This window comes from Mycoplasma sp. 125 (assembly GCF_051549845.1).
Lineage (GTDB): Bacteria > Bacillota_I > Bacilli_A > Mycoplasmatales > Metamycoplasmataceae > Metamycoplasma.
Map to the genome: position 1 here is coordinate 804901 of NZ_CP196079.1, position 21767 is coordinate 826667.

Consider the following 21767-nt stretch of genomic DNA (forward strand, 5'->3'; position numbering starts at 1 on the left):
GAATTTAATAAGATGATTTAATAATCATCTTATTTTATTATTTATATTTTTTTAATATTACTAAGATCTAATAAAAATAGAGTTTTACATTTTAGAAATAAATGAATAGAAAATTAAATTTTAATATTTTTAAATAAATAATAATTTTAATAAAGTAGATACACTTTGCAAAAAAAATAAAAAAACTATGGTATATATTATATTGAAAAGCACATTAATTAAAAAGGGGAAAATATGAAAAGATCTAGTAGAATCTTGTTGTCACTAGCTAGTTTGTCTGTTCCATTTTTCACAACAATAGTTGTAATGTCGTGCAGTAAAGGCATGACTAATAAGCTAGAAAAAATGACTGATAAAAAAGACAAGCAAATTAGCGATGCGAAAGGTTTAGAAAAAAATACCGATAGCCCAAAACCTGAAACTCCTGAGGGAACAATGCCAAATATCGAGGGTAATAATTCAAGTGAAAATAGTCCCGAAACAAGCCCTGAAATAAAAAAACCAGATATACATGAAGATGAATCTAAAACGGATGAAAATGATGGTGATGATCCTAGTGATAAGGATTTTGATCCTAATAATCCCGATGCCAGCGATAATGAAGAATCAGATGATTCTGGATCTAATCAAGATAATTCACAAGGCAATGATAATGAAGGCAATAATGAATCCAATAATGCAAATAAGGATGATGCGAAAGACATGATTAAGCCTAATCCTGAAGCAGAAAAATTAGAAAAGAAAATTAATGAAAATGAAAAAATAATTGATCAAAAGAGTCAAGAACTAAAAAATGTTATTAATCAGGAATTAGAAGAATTAAATAACGAAATTAGTGAAGCGAATGAACAAATTAAAAATCTTAATGAAGAAAAAGAATTCGATAAGGAAAATGAATCTGTTTTTCAAGAGTTGATAAAAGAATTTGAGGAAATAAAAAAGAATGATGAACAAAGAAAATCAGAAGTTATTAAACTTTTAACTTATGATCCAAATTATTCTGAATCTCGTCAGGAAATAATGGAACTTGAAGATGAAAAAGAAAATATAGATACACAAATCATGCAACTTATGGAATTGAAGAAAGAGGAACAAAAAAATTCCTTTGATATTGATAATTTAATTAAGACATTTGAAGAATATAAGAAACAAATAGATAAAAGAATAGCGCTTTTTAAGGATTTATCGCTTGCTAATTCTGTTATAATGAATATTGATGACCAATTAGAACAAATAATGAAAAAAAACAGTCAAAATAGCGAAGATATGGAGCTAAGTTTAGAATTAAATAATAGAAAAACTAAACTTACTACTTTAAGAGAACAAATAAAAGATTTACTTGCCAATATTTTTCAACAAGAAGAACAATTATCTTTAATTCAGTAAATAGCACTAATGGTAAAAATATAGTTCATAAGAAAATCATCATTTTCAAGGAGGTTTTTCCAAATTGAAGCATAAAAAATCAACATTATTTACTTTTGAGATTATATCAGTAATTTCTATACCAGCAATTGTTTTGTCATGTCAAAAAATAGATGACATAAAACCAAAACCTCAACCTGAACCAGAACCAGTACCAAAACCTACTCCTGTCCCACCTGATCTAAAGCCAACCCCGCCTCATAAACCGCAAAAAACATTGGGTAATGATAGGACACAGTAAATCAAAGGAACAGAACTGGGCAAATTTTTACACAACGAGGAGGTTGTGGAAACTCTGTTTTTAAAGGATGTAAGTCCTAACTTTGCAAAATTTATTCACTATGTTAATCAAAAAGATGGTGTTGATAGCTGATGGTATGCTCATAATGATAATGAAGAAGGATGATTTGATATAAATAAGGAATTTACTCGTGGCGATAACTTTTTATGTGGTGCTATTGTAGTGGTTAATGCTTTACATTATTGAATTAAACAAAATAGGCAATATTTAGATAAATATTTACTAGATCCTAGAAAGGGAGTAATTTCATTTAAAAACTCATTGCAGGATATTACAATTGATTTTCGCAACTTGAATACCTTTGTTAATCATATGGGAAATGATGGAATTCGAACTACAAGAGAAAATAGCGTACTTTTTGAATGAATTAAAAAAGATTATGGTGGTAATGTTGATAAAAGAACTGGGAAGGGCTTTGTTACACCATTTAAATTATTTGATGAATTAATAAGTGGTTATCCGTACTTTCGCATCGGACCGAAATCACAACAGTTAAATAATCCAAATAACTGGAGTCTTAAAGCTAACTGAAAAGGATTTTTTAAAGATGTGTTTGAAAGTAATATTTTATCAAATAGATGGTCATTTAGAAATGCACATAGTGCAAAGAATCTAAGCGAAAGATTAAGAAATGAAATAATATCAAATAAGGCACTTGCTATCTCTCATACCTATGGTTCAGTTGTTGTTAATCATATTGTTAATGTTTGGGGAGCTGATTTTGATAAAGACGGGATAGTTAAGGCTCTTTATGTAACTGACTCAGATGATCAGGAAGCCTTCTTTGAACAAGACGGAATCAAAAAACGTCTTGGTATTAAGAGATACAAGGTGAATTTTGATACTCAAAAAGGAAAGTTTTTATCGGTGCTAAAAAAGAAAATATAGCTGAGGCATTAGATATTTACACTTTTAGTTTAGGAACCGCATATTGAGAGCAATACTTTAAGAATTTATCTAAAAATAAGCAATAAAATTTGGGTTATTAATAAAAACCCGATTTTTTTTCTATGCTTCAAAATGCTTTTTGAGTAAATTTTTTTCAAAAGATGCAAAAAAAAAAAAAAAACTATGGTATAAATTATATTGAATGGAGCAACAAACATCGGCTCGTTTATTATGTTTTTTGCTTTGTTAAACTAATTTTAAATGAGGTATTCAATATTGAGCAAAAGAAAGTTGTTTTTATTAACTTTAGGCATTATTCCGACTTTATCTATGTCGTCTGTTGTTTTATCATGTCAAAATAGAAATGTTATGGAGCCATCCCCTAAACCGGATTCTGAACAACCACACAATAATACACATATGCATAATCCTAATGAAAATAATGTTGAGGAAAGAATCAATGATTCAAAACCTTTAACTCCTCCGCATAAAAAGAAAAAAGAAGAAAAAAATCCGCAAATTATCCCGGATCCAACTATTAAAAATAAAGGCAACAATACTAATGTTATTCCGCAAATTAAATTAGGTCCCTCTATAAAAAAGAATAAAGAAAATAATATAATTCCACAAATACCACTTGGACCATCAATTAATAATAAAGCAGATGAACCAAAGAAAATTCCGCAGTTAGAATTAATTCCTGCCCCAAAGTCAGAAGTCCCAAATTTACCAAAAATTCCTTCACCAAACGATAAAACACAACAACTATTGAATACTCCGTTAGGTGATTTTCTAAAAAGTGAAGGTGTAGTTGAAACTTTATTTTTAAAGGGTGTAAATCCTAATTTTAGTAAATTTTTCCATCATATTAACGCAAGCGACGATATCGATAGCTGATGATATGCTCATAATGATAATGAAGAAGGATGATTTGATATCAATAAAGATTTTGACCGTGGTGATAATTTACTTTGTGCTGCAGTAGTTGCAGCAAATGCTATTCACTATTGAAGCACACAAAACAAGGACTATATTAATAAGTATTTAAGTGATCCGCAAAAAGGAATAATAGGAAAAAATAATGAAATAGATTTTCGCGAAATTAATAAGTTTCTTGAGGCTAATAATGATAATATAAAAACAAAAACAGAACATAGTCAATTATTTGAAATTTTTAAGAAACTTTATGTCGGGCGCACTGTTTGGCCAGATAAAATTTTTGATACTTATATAAATGGTTATGGTTATTCTAATAGGCAACAACGCAACCAAGAAATTAATTATGAAAAAGGTAAATCTGGATTTCTTGGGTTCTTTAAGGACGTTTTTGGTAAACACTTATTAACGGACCGTTGACATTTTGGTTATGGCGCCTACGCAAAACCACTCTCAGATAGACTTAGACGAGAAATTGAAGCTAATAAGGCTATTGGTATATCTCATACATATGGTAGCGTTTCAATTAATCACATTATAAATGTTTGGGGAGCTGATTTTGATAAAGATGGGATAATAAAGGCTCTTTATGTAACTGATTCAGACGATCCGAGATTTGCATTTGAACAGGAAGGCGTTAGAAAACGTCTTGGTATTAAAAGATATAGAGTTGATTTTAACGCTGCCGATGGAAAGGTATATATTGGAGCAAGAAAAGAAAATATAACGCAAGCACTAGATATATATAGTTTTGGGTTAGGCGTTAACTATTGGGAAGATTATTTTAATAATCAATCTAAAAATAAGTCATAAAAAATTCAGATTAAAAGGATCTGAATTTTTTTATTATTTTGGTATCGTAGATAATTTGGTGTAATTACTATTCTCAAATCACTTACTAAAAAGTAAGCCAGAGATTAATTTACACAAAATTTTTTTATAATATCCTTATTTATGTTATTTTGATACTAGTTCTGATATTGTTTTAACCATTGCAAACATTGGTTTTTCATTAATATCACATGTCCCTGCTATATCAAAGTGTATATATTCTATATCGTTGGTAAATTCTTTTAAAAACATCGCCGCTGAAGAAGAACCAGCATTTCCGGTAAAATCTGTATTTTTTAGATCCGCAACAATTGAACCTTTAATATATTCAGCATATTCATCATCAAGTGGCATTCTTCACACTAATTCATGTTGAATTTTTGCGGCATTTTTTGTATCTTCTCAACCTTTTTTAGTTGTTGATCAAACCCCGGTGTATGTGTCACCTAAAGCCATAATCATTGCTCCAGTTAAGGTCGCAACATCAATTAATCTTGTAGCTTTTAGTTTTGTTGCACCATAGTATAAACCATCAGCCATAACTAAACGACCTTCGGCATCAGTGTTATTTACCTCAACAGTCTTTCCACTCATTGAAGTTCAAACTGAATCAGGAAGTGAGGCGTCACCATTAACTCTATTATCGGTAATGCACATGATAGCTGCTACATTAGTTTTTGGTTTAGTTTGAGCAATTATTTTCATAACGGCAGCTACAACAGCAGACCCGCCCATATCATATTTCATTCCATTCATATGGCGCCCGGTTTTAATATTGTAACCACCCGAGTCGAATGTAATACCTTTACCAACCAAAACGGTTTTTTCTTTTGATAATTTGTTACCATTATATTCTATAATAACAACACGTGGCTCGTAAATTGAACCTCTATTAACTGATAGTAGCAGACCCATGTTGAGATTTTCAATTTGTTTTTTGTTTAAAACTGTTATCTTTAGATTTTGATATTGGCTTAGTTCCTCTTGCGCAATTATTGCTAGTTGTTCAGAGTTTAGTTCATTAGGGGGTGTAACACCTAAATTTCTTGCCCAATTTAGTGCTTCAGATAGAATCACCGCCTTGTTAAAGTGGGCTATTAAATCGCTTGTAGGATTTTGTAAATATAGTGAAAGATTGTTATGATTTTCTTTTTTATAGATGGTTTTTTTATTATAAAGTTTGGCTGCTGAAAAATTTATTCCTTTTGTAAATGCATCAACAGTGTCATAGATACATATTTTGTTATCAACAGGAAATGTAGCGACATCGATTTGATAATTTCTTGCAGCATTTGTAGCTAATGATTTAGCAAAATCAAAAATATTATTATAATTGATTTTTTCTCTTTCTCCCATGTAAACATAAGCAACATTTTCGCTAAGAAATTCTGTAATTGTAAAATCCTTTTCGACAAGATTTTTTGGTAATTTATCACCCTTAAAGACTGCTTTTAACAATAGAAAATCATTACGTTTTTCATCAATTTTTTTAATTAGTTCCATAGTTTTAAATTACCTTTCTATTTTTGCTTTTCAGCTAGTTCAACTAATGTTGAAACTAGGATCCCCAAGCCCATATTTTTTGCATCAGCAGTTCCGGCAACATCACAGTGAATAAAATCAACTTTGTTTGCAAATTCATTTAAAAACATCGCAGCAGAATTGGAATCAGCCTTTGATGAATTATTGTAATTATTTAAATCAGCAATTAGTGATGACTTATTGGTTTTATGAAATTCTTCATGCATTGGAAGTCTTCAAACTTTTTCATGAGCTATCTCTGCTGCTTCCTCAAATTCTTCTCATCTTTTGTCACATGAAGAATAAATACCTGAGTATGTTTTTCCTAGTGCCCTTAACATTGCACCAGTTAGAGTTGCTACATCAACAATCAAGGAAGCATTTAGCTTTGTGGCACCATAGTAAATTCCGTCAGCTAAAACTAAGCGTCCTTCAGCATCTGTATCAGTAATTTCGACAGTCTTTCCACTCATTGATTTAATAACAGATTCAGGTAGAGTTCCATGGGTATCGATAGCATTATCGGTTAGCATCATGATTGCAGCTACATTTGCCTTTATTTTTAGCTGTGCAATTGATTTTAGTGCGTAGGCTACGATGGCAGAACCTGACATATCAAATTTCATCCCATCCATATGGTAACCTTTGGTGTTATATCCACCTGTATCAAAAGTTATACCTTTACCAACATAGACAAATTTTTCTTTGCTATTTGGATTTCCGTTGTATTCGGCAATAACAACTCTTGGCTCATATGAAGAACCAGCATTAACAGCTAACATTAGACCCATTCCTAGTTCTTTAATTTCAGCCTTATTTAATACTTTAACCGATAATCCTTCAACTCCTTCGAAATCCTTTTTAACTTCATCAGCGATTCACTCACTTGTCGCTATGTTAGGTGGTGTGATTTGCAGATTACGTGTTTTTGAAACATTTTTGGAAATTATCGTTAATTTTTCAATATATTTAGCATAACTATTTTCTTCAAGAAAAAGTGTTAGTTTAATTTCACTTTTTTCTTCTTCATTCTTATTTTCACATTTTTGTTTAGCAGAATATAATTTTGCTCCGTGAAATTCCATTCTTGTTATAAACGCTCTTAAAACTTCCTTGACAGTCAAAAAAGGAAGATTTGCAAATGATAAAACATCAATCTGATAACTTCTACGTTTTGCATTGATAATATGATCAACCACTTTTATAAAACCGTAGTAATCCTTAATGTCTTTTGAAACATAAATATAAGCAATATTTTTATCAAAGTTTTCGCTAATAAACAAATGAGTTTTTGCTACGCAAGAACAAAATTCTTGTCCCTCATAAGCAACTTTTAATAACATATTTTCATTACGTTTTGTTTCGCAATTCGATATCATAAAGTCTCCTTATTAATAAAAAAATACTATTTACATAATAGTATTCTTAAATTATAATCATTTTTAGTTTAAATATATTATTTTGTACTTCAATCAATTTCATTCTTTCCTAGCGATATAAGTTTTTCATTTATTCTTTTAAATATATTACTATTAAAGAAACCCCGCCAACAAGATAGGGGCGATGGGTGCGCCGTTCTAAATATATATTCTTCCTTAATATTTAGAGTTTTAATAAAGTTTTGAGCATCGATTCCCATGGCTAGAAATAAAATCTCATCATAATATGAAAGAATTTCTCTTATAAGATTTAAGTTAAATATTTCTCAACCTTGATTTTTGTGAGCTTGTGTTTTGTTTTTGAGTGTTGTTAATATTGTATTTAATAATAAGACGCCTTGATTTTTTCAATTTGTAAGATCATTGCTATTAAATTTAATTTGAGGATAGGAATTTTTGATTTCTTTAAAAATATTTTTTAAGGACGCAGGCGTTATTTTATTTTTTGAAGAAAAACAAAGGCCGTCGGCATTATCATTTGTAGGATAAGGGTCCTGTCCTAAAATAATGAGTTTTATATTACTAAAATCAAAATTTGTAAAAGCGTTAAAAACATTATTTTTTGATGGTACTAGATCTTCATTTTTTAATATAATTTCAATCTTTTTTCAATATTCTTGTTCTTTTTGCTTAGCAAGAAAATTTTCAAAATTAAAATTCATGTTTAACTTTTTTCTTGCCTTCATATTGGTATTCAATTAGATATAAATAACCATCTGAAAACTTTATTTTTATCGGTGTTTGGATTTTGTTTTTTGTCGCGCGATAAATTTTTAACCTTTTATTATTAATAATTATGAAAGCGCCTGGCTGATCATTGAATGCCCTTATTTTATTTAGTGCTTCTTGACAGGTTAATGTTTCAAAAATTTCAGCTTCCTCATTTTGAATTTTAGGAGCAAATGTTACTAGATTTTCATCTTGAATTTTTCTTGTGAAATCATTATTGTAAATTTGTTGCAACCAATTACCAATTACTTTTGAAGTTTCTAAGCCTAGTCTATCAAATAGTTCAATAGCGCTGTCTTGTTCAGATATTTCAATTTCTAATGTTTTTAAGATATCACCTGCATCCATTTTATCAATCATTTCAATCAAAGAGATTCCGGCTTTATTATCATTGTTTAAAAGCGTATATTGTATCGGCGAAGCTCCACGGTATTTCTCCAATAAACTGCCATGAACATTTAAAGGTAGTTTGTTTGGTAATTTTAAAATGCTGTTTGGAATAAATTGCCCGAATGATGCTGTGATAAAAAAGTCAAAGTCAATTGCTTTTAGTTCTTCATAGATATCTTTGATTTTTTCTGGTTGGTAGAGTTTAATATTGAATTCATTAGCAAGTTGCGCAATAGGGGTTTGTAATACATTTTTGTTTCTATCAAATTTTTTGTTTGGCTGGCTAATTAGACAAGAGACTTCAAAACGTTCATCTTTTATTAATGACTTAAATATTGTTTTTGAAAATTCAGCGGTTCCAGCTAAAACTAATCTAATTTTTTTCATAAAAAAAATTATACTTGATATCTTAAATAAAAATAAAAGCTAACAAAAGTTAGCTTAATAGTTTTTAATTGTATAGTAATATTTTTTTGTTTCATTATTTTGGTTGATGCTAAAAAGTTCATATTGTAAATTGTTTATAAAATTTGATCTGTTATTTCGATATGTTGTGGTGCGGCGCTTGTTATTTTTAAATCTAGCATAGAATTTTTTGCCGCTATTATTTCATACATTATCATTTAATAATGAAATAATTTCCTTATTATCCTTTCTATTCAGGTCATATGTGCCGTTGTTATCAAGGTCAACTCATAATTTAACATCAAACTTCTTATTTTTAAATTTCTTATTAAGAATATTCCTATCTATATTTTTAGCAAAATATGAAACATATTGATATTTGTCTTTAAATAACTTTGGATATACTCATGATTCATCATAGTAATCTTTTTGTTTGTTATCTTTGATATCAAAATAGTATATAGAATTTCAGACCTTTTTCGTTGTAAGATTATAATTTTGCAATTTATAATCAATTTCCAGAGTATTATTGTTATCATTTAGGTCTACAAAAATTAGTTTAGATTTGATACGATTATTTTTCTTTTGTTCAATAATTTTTTGTGGTAATTCAAAATACCCACCTAGATTAATATTCTTTGAATCGTTATTTTGAATATTATAATTTGCAAAACTTATAAGTTCTCCTCAGCCCATTAGGTCAACATAAGCTTTGAATAAACCTTTATGGTGCGAGTTACCAACATTTGCAAATGGACGCTCATATTCATTTGTTCTAATATTATAAATACTTGAACGGAAGTTTTCTAGTTGGTCTTTAAAAACTCAATTTGATGCAAATGTAGCTAATTCATTTGAATTTGAAAAATTACCTTTTCTCAAGATAGCGATATTTTTTAGGATATCATCACCAGCAGCATTAAAAATTAATTCACCAGTTCGATTGTTTTTTCGAAAATAAAAATAGTTTTCAAATTGGCTTCGATTAGAGTTATAAAACCAAGCATTTGGCCCTAGCGAAAGCTTAATTATTTCTCTTGGTACAAGCTCAGTAAATGAGAAAAGATATCTTATTGATTGCAAATTAGTTGGTTCAATAAAAGAAACATTTTGATATTTATTATTATTGAAATAAAACCTTCTAGAATCAAGGGGTTCATATTTTTTAGCCTCAAGAGGTGTTATTTTAACGTTTGCTATCCTAAAAAGTTCATTGGCACTATAAAACTTGTAAACTGGTAATTGGTCTTGGTCATGCAAAAAATCTTGACTATTTCTTAATAAAAGTTTATTATCTCTTGTGTTATCATAGTTTAAATTTTTACGAAATTCATTCAAAAATTTAGCATTATTTGTTTCTATATGATAATAGTTGTGATCACCCTCATATTCAATAAGATCACTATTTGCAAGTTCATCACCTCTTTTTATTGATTTATTATACATATTATCAATATGATGAGTGTATTCATGCATTAGAGTACCAAAAATAATTTCAATTCTTTTTTCTACTGGTTGATTCAAAAGTTTTAGATTGTTTTCAACTATTTTATTTACAAAGATGTACATTTCGCGATTTGCAGGAAAATAAGCCCCGTTAGTTCGATCTTCTTGCAATTCATCATTTGGCACATTTATATTGATTCTTTTAATTGCGTTTATTTCCGGACCATAAAGTGCTCTTTGTTTAAACATTTTATTTAGTAAAAGCATTCCTTCTTTTCCTAGATAATAGACAGGTTCTCCGTTTGGTTTTCTAGCAATTGGTTTTTCGACAAAACTTAAATTTCCCACTTTAAAATTTGGATTAAGTTCTCTTGATGAATTACTTGTTTTTCTATTAAAAATAAGGGCATCATCGCTTGTTCTTATTTCAAAAGGGATATTATCTTCGTTTAATGATGTTTTGCTTAAATCATTTTCTGAATTTCGCAACGGAACAATCCCCTCATCAATAGCGCCACCATCTAATTTCTCAAAAACTGCTTTATAACCAAAATAACCAGCCGTGGCAATAAAACCTGCTGATATAGCAAAAATTGATAAACCTAGTAGAAATTTTTTTCCACTAGGTTTTTTCTTTTTTTCTTCTAACATAAGCCTCCAGTTTTTGAATATTATATTTTTTTAAGGCATTTAATAAATCAATATTAAATATTTTACTCTTATTTTAAAGTTATTATAATTATTAGTATGTTAAGAATTATAGCCGGAAAATACCGTTCAAGATTATTAAAACAACCTTCCTCTAAAACAACAAGGCCAACAACTGATAGAGCAAAAGAGGGCATTTTTTCTTCAATTCAATTTAATATTGAAGGTCGAGAGTTTCTAGATTTGTTTTCTGGATCTGGTTCATTTTGTCTTGAAGCCTTATCTCGTGGAGCAAAAAATGCCACATGTGTCGAAAAAGACTACGAAGCATATAAAATAATTATTGAGAATAAAAATAGTCTTAAAGAAAGCAATTTGTTAATTATTAATACTGACGCATTATCTTTTTTGTCCAAAAATAAGGATAAAAAATATGACTTTGTTTATTTAGACCCACCCTTTAGGGAAAAAGAATTGCTTGTTAAATGCATTGATATATTAACTTTAAATAATATGATAAATTCTAATGGAAAGATTATTATTGAAACTGATTGGAATAATTTCACATATAAAAATAATCATTATGAGGTAGTAAAACAAAAGAAGTATGGAAAAATTTTTATTTACTTTATTGAAAACATAAAGTAAATATTTTTTATATAATTAATTATTAATATAATTAATATTCTAATAGTACTTTAAATATTCTAAAATAAAAAAGATGAAGGAGAAAGCATGGAGAAAAAATTAATTATTTTTACCGGACCTTCTGGTGTTGGGAAGGGCACAATTGAAAAATATTTGTTTGATAATAAGGACTTAAAATTAAAATTATCGGTTTCAATTACTACCCGTGAGCCAAGAGAAGGCGAAGTTGATGGTATTCATTATTATTTTGTTCCAATTGATACATTTGAAACATTTATTAAGGAAGATAAGGTTTTAGAATATTCAAAGCATTTTGATAATTATTATGGAACACTAAATTCAGAAGTGGCAAATATTTGTGCCTCAGGAAAAATCCCATTTTTAGAAATCGAAACTAATGGTGCCTTGCAAATTATTAACAAGTATCGTAAAGAAGGTAGAGAAGGTGAAATATGTTCAATATTCTTAATGCCTCCATCATTAACAGAATTGGAAAGAAGAATTGAAAATAGAAATACTGAAACATATGACCTTATTTTAAAAAGATTAGATAAAGCAAGAGAAGAAATAATTCTTTCTTCGATTTTTCAACATGTTGTTATTAATAATTCAATTGAAGAAACCGCTAATAAAGTTAAGGAAATTATCAAGCAAAATTTTTCTCACATTATTGATGTAAAACAAAAAGCAGAACCTGGTAGAAAGGCTTAAAAAAAGTAGAAAAATGAAATATGTTATTAAAACTGATAAAGGAAAATATCGTAACGAGAACCAGGATTGTGCATCAATCAGTTTTTTAAATAATTGAACATTAGCTATATTATGTGATGGGATGGGGGGTCATTTTGGTGGTGCCTTATGCTCACAAAAAACAGTGGAATTACTAGTTAGCTATTTTCAAGAAAGTTTTAACGATAATATTCAATTTAATGATAGAAAAAATATAAATAAATGATTTAATGCCACACTAAGCTATATTAAAAAATCACTTAAAGATATAGTTAATAGTAAAAATATTGTAAATTATCAAGATATGGGCACAACTTTAACGGCTGCCTTAGTTTTTAATTTAAACAAACAAACTTATGTATTTAATATTGGTGATTCTCGTACATATGCATATAATGGCTTATTACATCAAATAACTATTGATCAAAACGTTTTACATGAACTTGCAGAAATCAAAAAAATAGATATGGATATTGTTAAATTATTACCTGATGCCAATAAGTTAGTTAGTTGTTTGGGGCCTAATAAGAATATGAAATGTGATAGTTTTTTATTGAAGAGCAGTGAAGAAATTAAATATATTTTATTGACATCGGACGGAATACATGATTTTGTTGATAAACCAACAATTGAGCAAATCCTTTTAGATAAAAAACTTAACCTTGATAAAAAAGCTCAAAAATTAATTGATATTGCGAAGAAAAATCAATCAAGAGATAATTTAACAGCATTGATATTGGAGCTTTAATTATGTTGAAGAGATTGGATAGATACGAAAATGTAAATAAACACTTTGAGGACTTTGTCTTAATAGGAAAAGGGGGGTATGGTGAGGTGTATTCTGCTTGTTATAAGAAGACACAAAAGAGAATGGCAGTTAAAATACTCACTGTTCCAGATATAACAAAAAAACAAGTTAATCAAATCCGCTTTCAGAACGAGTGCAACGTTTTGAAAACAATTAAATCGCCTAATGTAATCAAAATGATTGGCTACTATGTAAGCGCAGATGAATCTTATTATGCAATGGAATTAATCAAAGGAACCAATCTCAAGGCATTAATTGCAAAACACAAAAAAATACCTGTTGATGAGGCAATAAGAATTGCGAGAGAGATATGCAGGGGATTGTATGATATCCATTCATCCAATGTTATCCACCGAGACTTAAAACCAAGCAATATAATTATTGAAAATGATACCAATAGAGTTAAATTAATTGATTTTGGGATATCAATTAACGAGGATAGTTTGCGAGTTACAGCTGATAATAAAACAGTTGGCTCAGTTCAATATTTAGCTCCTGAGATTCCCTTGAAAAGTCAACCAGCCTCAATTCAAAGCGATATCTATGCTTTTGGTATGATTTTGTATGAAATGCTTTCAGGACATCCTGTTTATCAAGGGATTGATGCCCAATCTATTTTACTGCTTCAAATAAACGGTACAATACCACCTTTAGAAGGTGTTGGGAAAACTATTCCGCAAGCTGTTGAAAATATTATAATAAAATGTACAGCTAAAAATCCTCAAAATCGCTATTTAAATTGCTTAGACATAATTAGTGATCTAGATCATTGTTTAACACCGCAAGCAAGCATGGAAAAGCGGCTTGATCTTGAAAATCATGAGCAAAAGAAAAAAAAGAAATCACACAAGGTGCTAAACATTGTTTTGATAACACTGGGTTCCTCAATAATTTTTGGATTATTAATTTATTTAATTGTATATTTAGTTGAATATTATAAAAAGTAGAAGTGAAGGTGTTAAATGGAAAAAGGGAAAATTATTAAGTCGTTAGCAGGTTTTTATGATGTTAAGTCGTTCGGGGATAAACAAATTTATAGAGTGAGAGGTTCAGGAAAACTTAGATTGCTTGATATGAAACCTATCGTCGGCGATAATGTTGAATTTGAAAAAGAAGGATTGATTCATCATATTTTAGGACGAAGAAATTTCTTTATTAGGCCTAAAATTGCTAATGTTGACCAAGCGATTGTCGTTATGTCATTAGTTGAACCAGAATTTAGTTCTCAATTAGTTGATAAGTTCCTTATTATTATTGAAAGCAAGAATGTAGAACCAATAATTGTTTTAACCAAGAAAGATCTAACATCTGCTTCAAGGATAGATTTTTACAAGGAACAAGGTTATAAGGTATTTGAAATAAATTATGAAAATGAAGCTAGTTTTGAAGGCTTGCGAGAAATTTTTAAACATAAGACTAGTTTTTTTGTGGGCCAAACCGGTGTCGGAAAAACGACGCTGATAAATTATTTAGCTAGCACAAATTTTGAAACACAAGCCATTTCAAAGGCGCTAAACCGCGGTAAACATACAACAAGAGAAGTGAGTTTAATTAACTTTAATGGCGGCGAGATTATTGATACTCCTGGGTTTTCATCTATTGAGTTTGATTTAACAATTGATGAAATGCCTGTTGCTTTTAATTCTTTTAGAGAAGCATCTCCTTTTTGCAAATTTAGAAGTTGTAGACACTACCATGAAAGAATTGAGGATTGTGAAGTTAAAAGACGCGTTCAGTGTGGAACTATTAAAGAAGAAAGATATGAAAATTATAAAAGCTTTATGAAGCGTATGTTAGAACCAATATATTAAGGTGGAAAAAAATGGATAATAGACAAATAAGCCCTTCGATATTAGATGTAAAAAGTGATCAGCTAATTTCCTATGTTAATTCATTGATTAAATGAGGCGTTAGTAATGTTCATTACGATGTTATGGATGCCCAATTTGTACCCAATACGGCCTTAACATATGAAGAAATTAAAAAAATATTTGATCAGTGTCCAAAGCATCATATGGATATTCACTTAATGGTTAAAGATGTTTTTTCTTATTATCATAAATTTAAGGAATTTGGAGCTATTTTAACATTTCATTATGAAGCTTTTGAAAATGAAATAGAGCTCAAAAAACTTATTAAATTAGCAAAAAAAGAAGGCATAAAACTCGGCTTAGCCTTTAATCCCGATACAGATGTAAGCAAAGTTATACCATTTCTTAAGGATTTAGATTTAATATTAGCCATGAGTGTCTATCCTGGCAAGGGTGGGCAGAGTTTTATTGAATCTACTTATGCAAAGGTAAGACAACTTAGAAAATATATTGATCAAAAAAATTTGAAAATAATAATTGAAATTGATGGTGGCATTAAGGACTTTAATATTAAAAAATGTTTTGAGAGTGGCGTTGACTTAGCGGTTGTTGGTTCTTATTTGGTTAAAAATTTTTCAAAGGAAACAATCAAATTGTTATTGAGTTAATTGCTATTTTTAAATCACTTACTAAAAAAAGGCAAGCTAGAGATTAATTTACACAAAATTATCTACAGTTCCTGTTTATAATCAATTGCAAATAATTTTCGAAGAAGAGTAATAATAATTTAAAATAACCAAATAACATTTAGGAGATTAAACTCTCCGATTTAGTTATGTTATTTGGTTATTTTTGTCTAATAAATTTAGATTTGTGTGATTACCATTCCCAAATCTCTTACTCAAAAAGTAAGCGGGAAATAAATTTACACAAAATTTACTACATTATCATCAGCATCAATTGCTGATGTCTTTTAACAATGAAAGGATGATTATTGTTTATTTTCGTCTTGTTTTTGATTTTGAGCACTTAACATTTGATCGATTTTATCGTAGTTATAGAAATCTTTATAATCTAATTTGATGTCTGGTTGAACACCACTTTCAATTTCTTTGTTATCTTTGCCAAATGTAGCATTATTTGGACCACTTATTGTAATAGTTGTTCCATCGCTTAGAGCTAGAGGCATAATGGCCGACATACCGCCACCAGTTTTTTGACCAATAATTTTAGCAATACCCATTTCTTTAACAATACTTGTCAATTGGTTAGCAGCACTAAATGTATTTATACCAACTAGGATGTTTCAATTGTATTGTGTATATGCATCCCCTTCGTATTTATCGTCACCATCAGTGTCAACTAAGCCTTTACTTAAACTACCCACTCTATTTAAAATATCGAATTCACGATTTAGAATTGGTTTATCAGTCATAAAACCTAGTGTTTTAACCATTGATCCAACGCTACCACCACCATTAATAGCAATGTTTAGAACAATGTTTTTTATATTTTTATGTTCTTCTTTTGCTACCTCTTTCATTAGATATCTCATTAAATGGTATGTATCATGTTTTCAAGCTTCTGGCGATTTGTTTTGTTCTTTAGTTCCATCTTCAAAATGTAATAGGGTGACAAAAGCGGTATTGCCAACATATTTCACATAGTCTTCTGGTTTGAAGTCTGCAATTTTCTTTTTGAAATATGCTTCAAAGCCTTTAACCAATTCTGCTCTTTGTTTATTGAAATCAATTCTATATTGACCATAGTCTTCAATTTGTAATTGTAGAGGTTTAAGATAATTAGTTGCTTCATAGTATGAGAATGAGTTCATTCTTGTATGTAATTCATTTAATTGCTTATGGAAAATACTGATGTATGCTTCATTTCATTTTTTAGGATCAGTCGATAGAAGTTTTTCTTTATCTTCTTTTTTGATATAGTCTGCAAAAGATTTAATTTGTTTATATTCTCTTAAGCCATAAAAGTAGTCCATTGTAAATGATAAATGGTTAAAGTTTGCTTCTCTTTCTTCCTTGGTTGGTTTGCTGCCATGGAGATTGTTATCTTTTCTAATTCTTTCTCTTGCTTCTTCTTCAGTTTTACCAAATGAGTCAAGTCCAGCAAAAACATTAGTGAATGTTTTTCCGTTGTAGTAGATATTGTTAAATGTTCAGCTCATAAATAGAGTGTTAAATACTGAAAATGGCACTAGAACTTTATCATCTTTGTAAAGGATATCCATATGATATTTACCTAGATCGAAAGTAACACCTTTATCACTTTCTGGAATTCTTTCATATTCATATTTAGTGAATTCTCCACCATCTGTTAATTCTTGTGGTCTTAATATTTCATAAAAGAAGTCTGTTGTGGTTACAAAAATTGTATTTTTATTTCAATCAATTACCAACTTGTTTGAAATAGTTCCATCAGGATTGCTTGTGTAATAAGTTTTTCTATTCTTTTGCTTATCAACATATGAACTAAATTGTTCTGGGCCAATCAAGCCAGTTAGAGCACTTAAAAATTGATCAATATCAACATAAGCTGTCTTTGATTTATCGTCCTTAATTTCATAAACATTAACATCTGATTCCTTAACTGCTGTATATTCAGGATTATAGTTTTTGAAATTGTGAGAGGTGGCACTAATGTTAACATTGTCATCGTTTTGAGGCTTGATATTGTTTTCTCTTTCAATATCATTTATTATTTCGTTTTTCTCATTTAGTTGATCTTTGATTTTATTTAATTCATCGTTAGTATTATTTTTTTCTTTTTGTAATTCTTGAATTTTTTGTTCTTTTTCTTGAATTTCTTTATTTAATTTATCGATTTGTCCAGATTGACAGCTTGCAGTTAGTATAGCAATTGGTGCTAGACCAATAGCTGATAATGGAAGTAAGCTTGCTAAAAGTTTAGCTTTTCCTGATTTTTTCATATTTTTTCCTTCTTTACAATAATTTCTTCATTTTAAGAAAACACCGGAATTTTTTGGCCGATGTTATTAATTATTATTAATTTTGTTTTGAGTTAGCGCTTGTTAAAGCCTTGTCAATTGCCTCATCATTATAGAAGTCTTTGTATTCGATTGCAATGTCGGTTGGAACACCACTTTCTATTTCTTTGTTTTCTATTCCAAAAACAGCATTGTTTGGTCCGCTCATAGTAATAGTTGTACCATCTGGCATTACGTTTGACATAATAGCTGACATACCACCACCAGATTTTTGACCAATAATTTTAGCAATACCCATTTCCTTAACAATACTTGCTAGTTGGTTTGCGGCACTAAATGTAGTTACACCAACTAACAAGTTTCAATTGTATTTATCATAAGCATCATTTTCGTATTTACCATCACCATCGGTGTCAACTTCTGATTTGCTTAAACTATTTGTTCTATTTAGAATATCTTGTTCGCGGTTTAAAATAGGTTTATCGGTCATAAAGCCTAAAGTTCTAACCATAGCAGAAACGCTACCGCCACCATTTAAAGATAGATCTAATACAATATTTTTAATTTCTGGTTTCTTCTTAACTTCTTCAATTAGACGTCTCATTAGGAAGTATGTATCATATTTTCATGCATTGTCTTTATCACTTATTTCATCCTTTGTTCCGTCCTTGAACTCAAGAAGGGTTACAATAGCTGTATTGCCGTGGTATCTAATTAAATCTTTTGTATCAATATCCTCAACATCCTTATGAAATCTTTCTTTAAATAGCTTTGTTAATTTTCTTAAGGTATCTTGCTCATTCAACAATTTTTGTCCAAAGTCATTTTTTGTTAATGATTTAAAAATATCGGCATCTCATTTTTTTTCACGATACGAAAAAGTATTTAGGTTTGTGTGTAAATCATTTAATTGTTTATGGAAGATATTTATATATGCTTTGTTATATATTTCTGGGTCAGTCGATAGAAGTTTTTCTTTATCTTCTTTTTTGATATAGTCTGCAAAAGATTTAATTTGTTTATATTCTCTTAAGCCATAAAAGTAGTCCATTGTAAATGATAAATGGTTAAAGTTTGCTTCTCTTTCTTCCTTGGTTGGTTTGCTGCCATGGAGATTGTTATCTTTTCTAATTCTTTCTCTTGCTTCTTCTTCAGTTTTACCAAATGAGTCAAGTCCATCACTTACATTTGTAAATGTTTTACCATTAAAGTAAATATTGTTTGATGTTGTACTCATGAATAAGGTATTGAATATTGAAAATGGAAGTAATACTTTATCATTACTATATAAGATATCCATATTGTATTTGCCCAGGTCAAAGTTGATAAGTTTGCCTTCATCACCTTTGATGCGCGATAATTCATATTCGGTTTTTAGGAATTGCTCACCATCGGTTAATTGTTGTGGTTTAAAAATTTCATAAAAGAAATTAGTGCTTGTTAATTGAATGGTGTTTTTGGCTCAGTCAATAATTAATTTATTTGATATTGTTCCATCTGGATTTTTTGTAAAATATGTTTTTGTATTTTTATCTTTTTCAACATATGAACTTAATTGATTTTGGTCAAATAAACCATCTAAAATCGATATAAACTGATCTAAGTCAATATAAGGTGTCTTAGACTTGTCATCTTTAATAAAAAATGCTTCAGCTTCATTTGTTTCATTTACTGTGTATTCAGCATTATAGTTTTTAAAGTTATATTTTTTAGTCTCGAAAACTTTTTTATCATCATTTTGCGGAGTTACTTTTTCTAATTCACCCTTTAATTTTTTTATTTCTAAATCTTTTTTTGGAAGTTGTTCTTTAGCTCAATTTAGTTGATTGGTAGCTTTATCTTTTTCAACTTGTTCCTTTGAAAGTTGCTGTTCTTTTTTTATAAGTTCTTGGGTTAGTTTATCTTGTTCCCCCGATTGACAGCTTACTGATAGTATAGCAATAGGTGCTATGCCAACTATAGATAATGGTAAACTTGCTAGAAGTTTATATTTTCCTTGTTTTTTCATATTTTCCTTTCAATGTTGTATCTTTTTATCTAGTTTTATACTATCTAAAAACAATTTTATTACTTTTGGCTAAAAGCACAAAATTTATACTAAAAAACATAGAAAAGTTTTAGGTTCAAATAATTTAATTAAATAGATAGTGCTTTATAGTTGCTGTTTTAAATGTTAAAAAATGATAAAATTTAGCAATTACCTTAAAGAAAAAAATCTAGATTGTATTTTTTGTTTTGATTTTTAATTTGAAATTAACATTTTTTGTGAAATTAGAAACTTTTATTAAATCTTACAAAGAGAATTGCCATCTGTTTTTGCTTATTTGATTAATAAAAACATGGAAATAATTTATTTTGTAAGATATTTTGAAAATGTTGTTAATCTTAAAATGATTTTATGTTAAAATTATTGTGCTTTTAATAGCAATAAGTAGATTCATTTCTCACCTAAGTGATTTTTTGCTGGGTCGCTACAGATAAAGATTATTTAATATTTTTGTAGTTAATGAGAAGTGGTCTAAACCCACTTTTTATTTATTTAAGGAGGAAGTTATATATCAAGATAACTCAAACTTTGCAAATAGTCAAAGTAAAAAACCGAAATCAGAACACGTTGTAAATAATGACATACCTTATAAAAAAGTTTTTGTTTTAGGCCCTGATAATGAAAAAATAGGAGTTTTAACTAAAGAAGATGCTTTAGAAAAGGCTTCTGAATATAAGATGGATTTGGTTCTTATCTCAATTGAAAATAACAAACCTATTACTAGAATTATGGACTATGGTAAGTTTAAATATGATAAGAAGAAAAAACAAAAAGCAATTAAGGAAAAACAGTCAGTAACTATTAACCGCGAAATAAGATTAACCCCTTTAATCGGACAACATGACCTTGAAACAAAGGCACGCAAAGTGCGTGAATTTATTTTGGAGGGAAATCGTGTAAAAGTGTCGGTTAAGTTTAGGGGTCGTGAGCGTAGCAGAACTGATTTGGGGCACGAAATTTTAGATAAGTTTTATGCGCTTGTCGAGGACATTGCAAAAGTATCAAAAGAGCCAACTTTAGTAAATGAACGTTTTTTAGATATGTATATCGAAAAAGATAAAAAGAAAGTTGAAGCCTTTAACAAAAAAAATAACGAACCTTCACAACCACAAGGAGAATAACATGCCAAAAATGAAAACCAAGAGCGGTTTAAAGAAGAGAATTAAAATAACTGCAACAGGTAAAGTTAAACGTGGAAATGCATATCGTTCACACTTAGCTCAAAACAAAACAACTAAGCAAAAACGTCAATCTCGTAAATCATCAACCTTATCAGCATCAGATTTTAAGAGATATAAAGAATTAATTTAATTTTTTAATAAATTATTTGGAAAGGAAAATATTATGCGTACAAGAGGCGGAGTAGTAACAAGAAGAAGACGTGTTAAATGATTAAAACTTGCTAAGGGATACTGAGGACACAAATCTATTGGTTATAAAGTTGCTAAGCAAGCTGTTGTTAAATCATGAACATATGCATTTAGAGATAGAAAACAAGTTAAACGTGAATTTAGAAAATTATGAATTGCTCGTATTAACGCAGCAGCAAGAACAAATGGTATTACATATTCAAGACTAATCGAAGGATTAAATAAAGCAAATATAAATATCAATAGAAAAATGCTTTCAGAATTAGCAATTAACTATCCTGAATCATTTACTTCGATAGTGGAAACAGCCAAAAAAGCTCTATCATCAAAATAATTTTTAACAGCTTTAGTTAGCTGTTTTATTTTTTATGTATATTAATACATAATCATTTTATTTTTTAAAAAAGTGTTATTATTTTCTATTATATTGAGG

The 21767-nt window shown here is 29.1% G+C and carries 20 protein-coding genes; 13 read left to right on the plus strand and 7 right to left on the minus strand.

Annotated elements, in window-relative coordinates:
• Positions 1 to 234: 234 nt before the first annotated feature.
• The 4 genes from ACSH4Z_RS03225 (at position 235) to ACSH4Z_RS03240 (ending at position 4363) form a co-directional block, all read left to right on the plus strand.
• Positions 235 to 1386, plus strand: a complete 1152-nt coding sequence (locus ACSH4Z_RS03225; RefSeq protein ID WP_438340553.1) for a hypothetical protein — start codon at positions 235 to 237, stop codon at positions 1384 to 1386.
• A gap of 64 nt (positions 1387 to 1450) precedes the next feature.
• On the plus strand, positions 1451 to 1666 hold the full coding sequence (locus tag ACSH4Z_RS03230; RefSeq protein ID WP_438340554.1) for a hypothetical protein: 216 nt from the start codon (positions 1451 to 1453) through the stop codon (positions 1664 to 1666).
• 45 nt (positions 1667 to 1711) lie between these two features.
• Positions 1712 to 2614, plus strand: a complete 903-nt coding sequence (locus ACSH4Z_RS03235) for an IdeS/Mac family cysteine endopeptidase (protein WP_438340555.1) — start codon at positions 1712 to 1714, stop codon at positions 2612 to 2614.
• A 276-nt stretch (positions 2615 to 2890) separates the two neighbouring features.
• Entirely contained in the window at positions 2891 to 4363 is a 1473-nt protein-coding gene (locus tag ACSH4Z_RS03240) for an IdeS/Mac family cysteine endopeptidase (RefSeq protein ID WP_438340556.1), read from the plus strand.
• A 144-nt stretch (positions 4364 to 4507) separates the two neighbouring features.
• Here the strand turns inward: ACSH4Z_RS03240 and ACSH4Z_RS03245 are convergent, their stop codons facing one another.
• The 5 genes from ACSH4Z_RS03245 to ACSH4Z_RS03265 all read right to left on the minus strand — a co-directional run bounded on the left by ACSH4Z_RS03245 (position 4508) and on the right by ACSH4Z_RS03265 (position 10962).
• Entirely contained in the window at positions 4508 to 5884 is a 1377-nt protein-coding gene (locus tag ACSH4Z_RS03245; protein ID WP_438340557.1) for a M17 family metallopeptidase, read from the minus strand.
• 17 nt (positions 5885 to 5901) lie between these two features.
• Positions 5902 to 7281: a M17 family metallopeptidase gene (locus ACSH4Z_RS03250; protein ID WP_438340558.1), complete on the minus strand. Its 1380-nt coding sequence runs from the start codon at positions 7279 to 7281 to the stop codon at positions 5902 to 5904.
• A gap of 77 nt (positions 7282 to 7358) precedes the next feature.
• Entirely contained in the window at positions 7359 to 8027 is a 669-nt protein-coding gene (locus ACSH4Z_RS03255; protein ID WP_438340559.1) for a uracil-DNA glycosylase, read from the minus strand.
• Positions 7993 to 8847: a methionyl-tRNA formyltransferase gene (locus ACSH4Z_RS03260; protein WP_438340560.1), complete on the minus strand. Its 855-nt coding sequence runs from the start codon at positions 8845 to 8847 to the stop codon at positions 7993 to 7995. The genes ACSH4Z_RS03255 and ACSH4Z_RS03260 overlap by 35 nt, the downstream gene beginning before the upstream one ends.
• A gap of 54 nt (positions 8848 to 8901) precedes the next feature.
• Positions 8902 to 10962, minus strand: coding sequence for an MYPU_1760 family metalloprotease (locus ACSH4Z_RS03265; protein ID WP_438340561.1), 2061 nt, complete (start codon positions 10960 to 10962; stop codon positions 8902 to 8904).
• A gap of 96 nt (positions 10963 to 11058) precedes the next feature.
• Here ACSH4Z_RS03265 and rsmD point away from each other — a divergent pair, with 96 nt between their 5' ends.
• The 6 genes from rsmD (at position 11059) to ACSH4Z_RS03295 (ending at position 15623) form a co-directional block, all read left to right on the plus strand.
• Positions 11059 to 11607, plus strand: a complete 549-nt coding sequence (gene rsmD, locus ACSH4Z_RS03270; protein WP_438340562.1) for a 16S rRNA (guanine(966)-N(2))-methyltransferase RsmD — start codon at positions 11059 to 11061, stop codon at positions 11605 to 11607.
• Between the two features lie 87 nt (positions 11608 to 11694).
• Positions 11695 to 12318, plus strand: a complete 624-nt coding sequence (gene gmk, locus ACSH4Z_RS03275) for a guanylate kinase (RefSeq protein WP_438340563.1) — start codon at positions 11695 to 11697, stop codon at positions 12316 to 12318.
• Positions 12319 to 12331: 13 nt separating this feature from the next.
• Positions 12332 to 13084, plus strand: a complete 753-nt coding sequence (locus ACSH4Z_RS03280; RefSeq protein WP_438340564.1) for a PP2C family protein-serine/threonine phosphatase — start codon at positions 12332 to 12334, stop codon at positions 13082 to 13084.
• A 2-nt stretch (positions 13085 to 13086) separates the two neighbouring features.
• On the plus strand, positions 13087 to 14091 hold the full coding sequence (locus ACSH4Z_RS03285) for a serine/threonine-protein kinase (RefSeq protein WP_438340565.1): 1005 nt from the start codon (positions 13087 to 13089) through the stop codon (positions 14089 to 14091).
• A gap of 15 nt (positions 14092 to 14106) precedes the next feature.
• Positions 14107 to 14955, plus strand: coding sequence for a ribosome small subunit-dependent GTPase A (gene rsgA, locus ACSH4Z_RS03290; RefSeq protein ID WP_438340566.1), 849 nt, complete (start codon positions 14107 to 14109; stop codon positions 14953 to 14955).
• A gap of 11 nt (positions 14956 to 14966) precedes the next feature.
• Positions 14967 to 15623: a ribulose-phosphate 3-epimerase gene (locus tag ACSH4Z_RS03295; RefSeq protein WP_438340567.1), complete on the plus strand. Its 657-nt coding sequence runs from the start codon at positions 14967 to 14969 to the stop codon at positions 15621 to 15623.
• Between the two features lie 323 nt (positions 15624 to 15946).
• On the opposite strand, the gene ACSH4Z_RS03300 is transcribed toward ACSH4Z_RS03295, so the two are convergent.
• Positions 15947 to 17899, minus strand: coding sequence for a S41 family peptidase (locus tag ACSH4Z_RS03300; protein WP_438340568.1), 1953 nt, complete (start codon positions 17897 to 17899; stop codon positions 15947 to 15949).
• A gap of 76 nt (positions 17900 to 17975) precedes the next feature.
• On the minus strand, positions 17976 to 19925 hold the full coding sequence (locus ACSH4Z_RS03305; protein ID WP_438340569.1) for a S41 family peptidase: 1950 nt from the start codon (positions 19923 to 19925) through the stop codon (positions 17976 to 17978).
• A 545-nt stretch (positions 19926 to 20470) separates the two neighbouring features.
• Here ACSH4Z_RS03305 and infC point away from each other — a divergent pair.
• Genes infC through rplT form a run of 3 tightly spaced genes read left to right on the plus strand, consistent with a single transcriptional unit; the run spans position 20471 to position 21668 of the window.
• Complete coding sequence (gene infC, locus ACSH4Z_RS03310) at positions 20471 to 21085, plus strand: translation initiation factor IF-3 (protein ID WP_438340916.1); 615 nt, start codon at positions 20471 to 20473, stop codon at positions 21083 to 21085.
• Positions 21086 to 21095: 10 nt separating this feature from the next.
• Positions 21096 to 21275 carry a 50S ribosomal protein L35 gene (gene rpmI, locus ACSH4Z_RS03315; protein WP_438340570.1) on the plus strand — a complete coding sequence of 60 codons (180 nt, stop codon included), beginning with the start codon at positions 21096 to 21098 and terminating at the stop codon, positions 21273 to 21275.
• A 33-nt stretch (positions 21276 to 21308) separates the two neighbouring features.
• On the plus strand, positions 21309 to 21668 hold the full coding sequence (gene rplT, locus ACSH4Z_RS03320) for a 50S ribosomal protein L20 (RefSeq protein ID WP_438340571.1): 360 nt from the start codon (positions 21309 to 21311) through the stop codon (positions 21666 to 21668).
• Positions 21669 to 21767 lie beyond the last annotated feature (99 nt).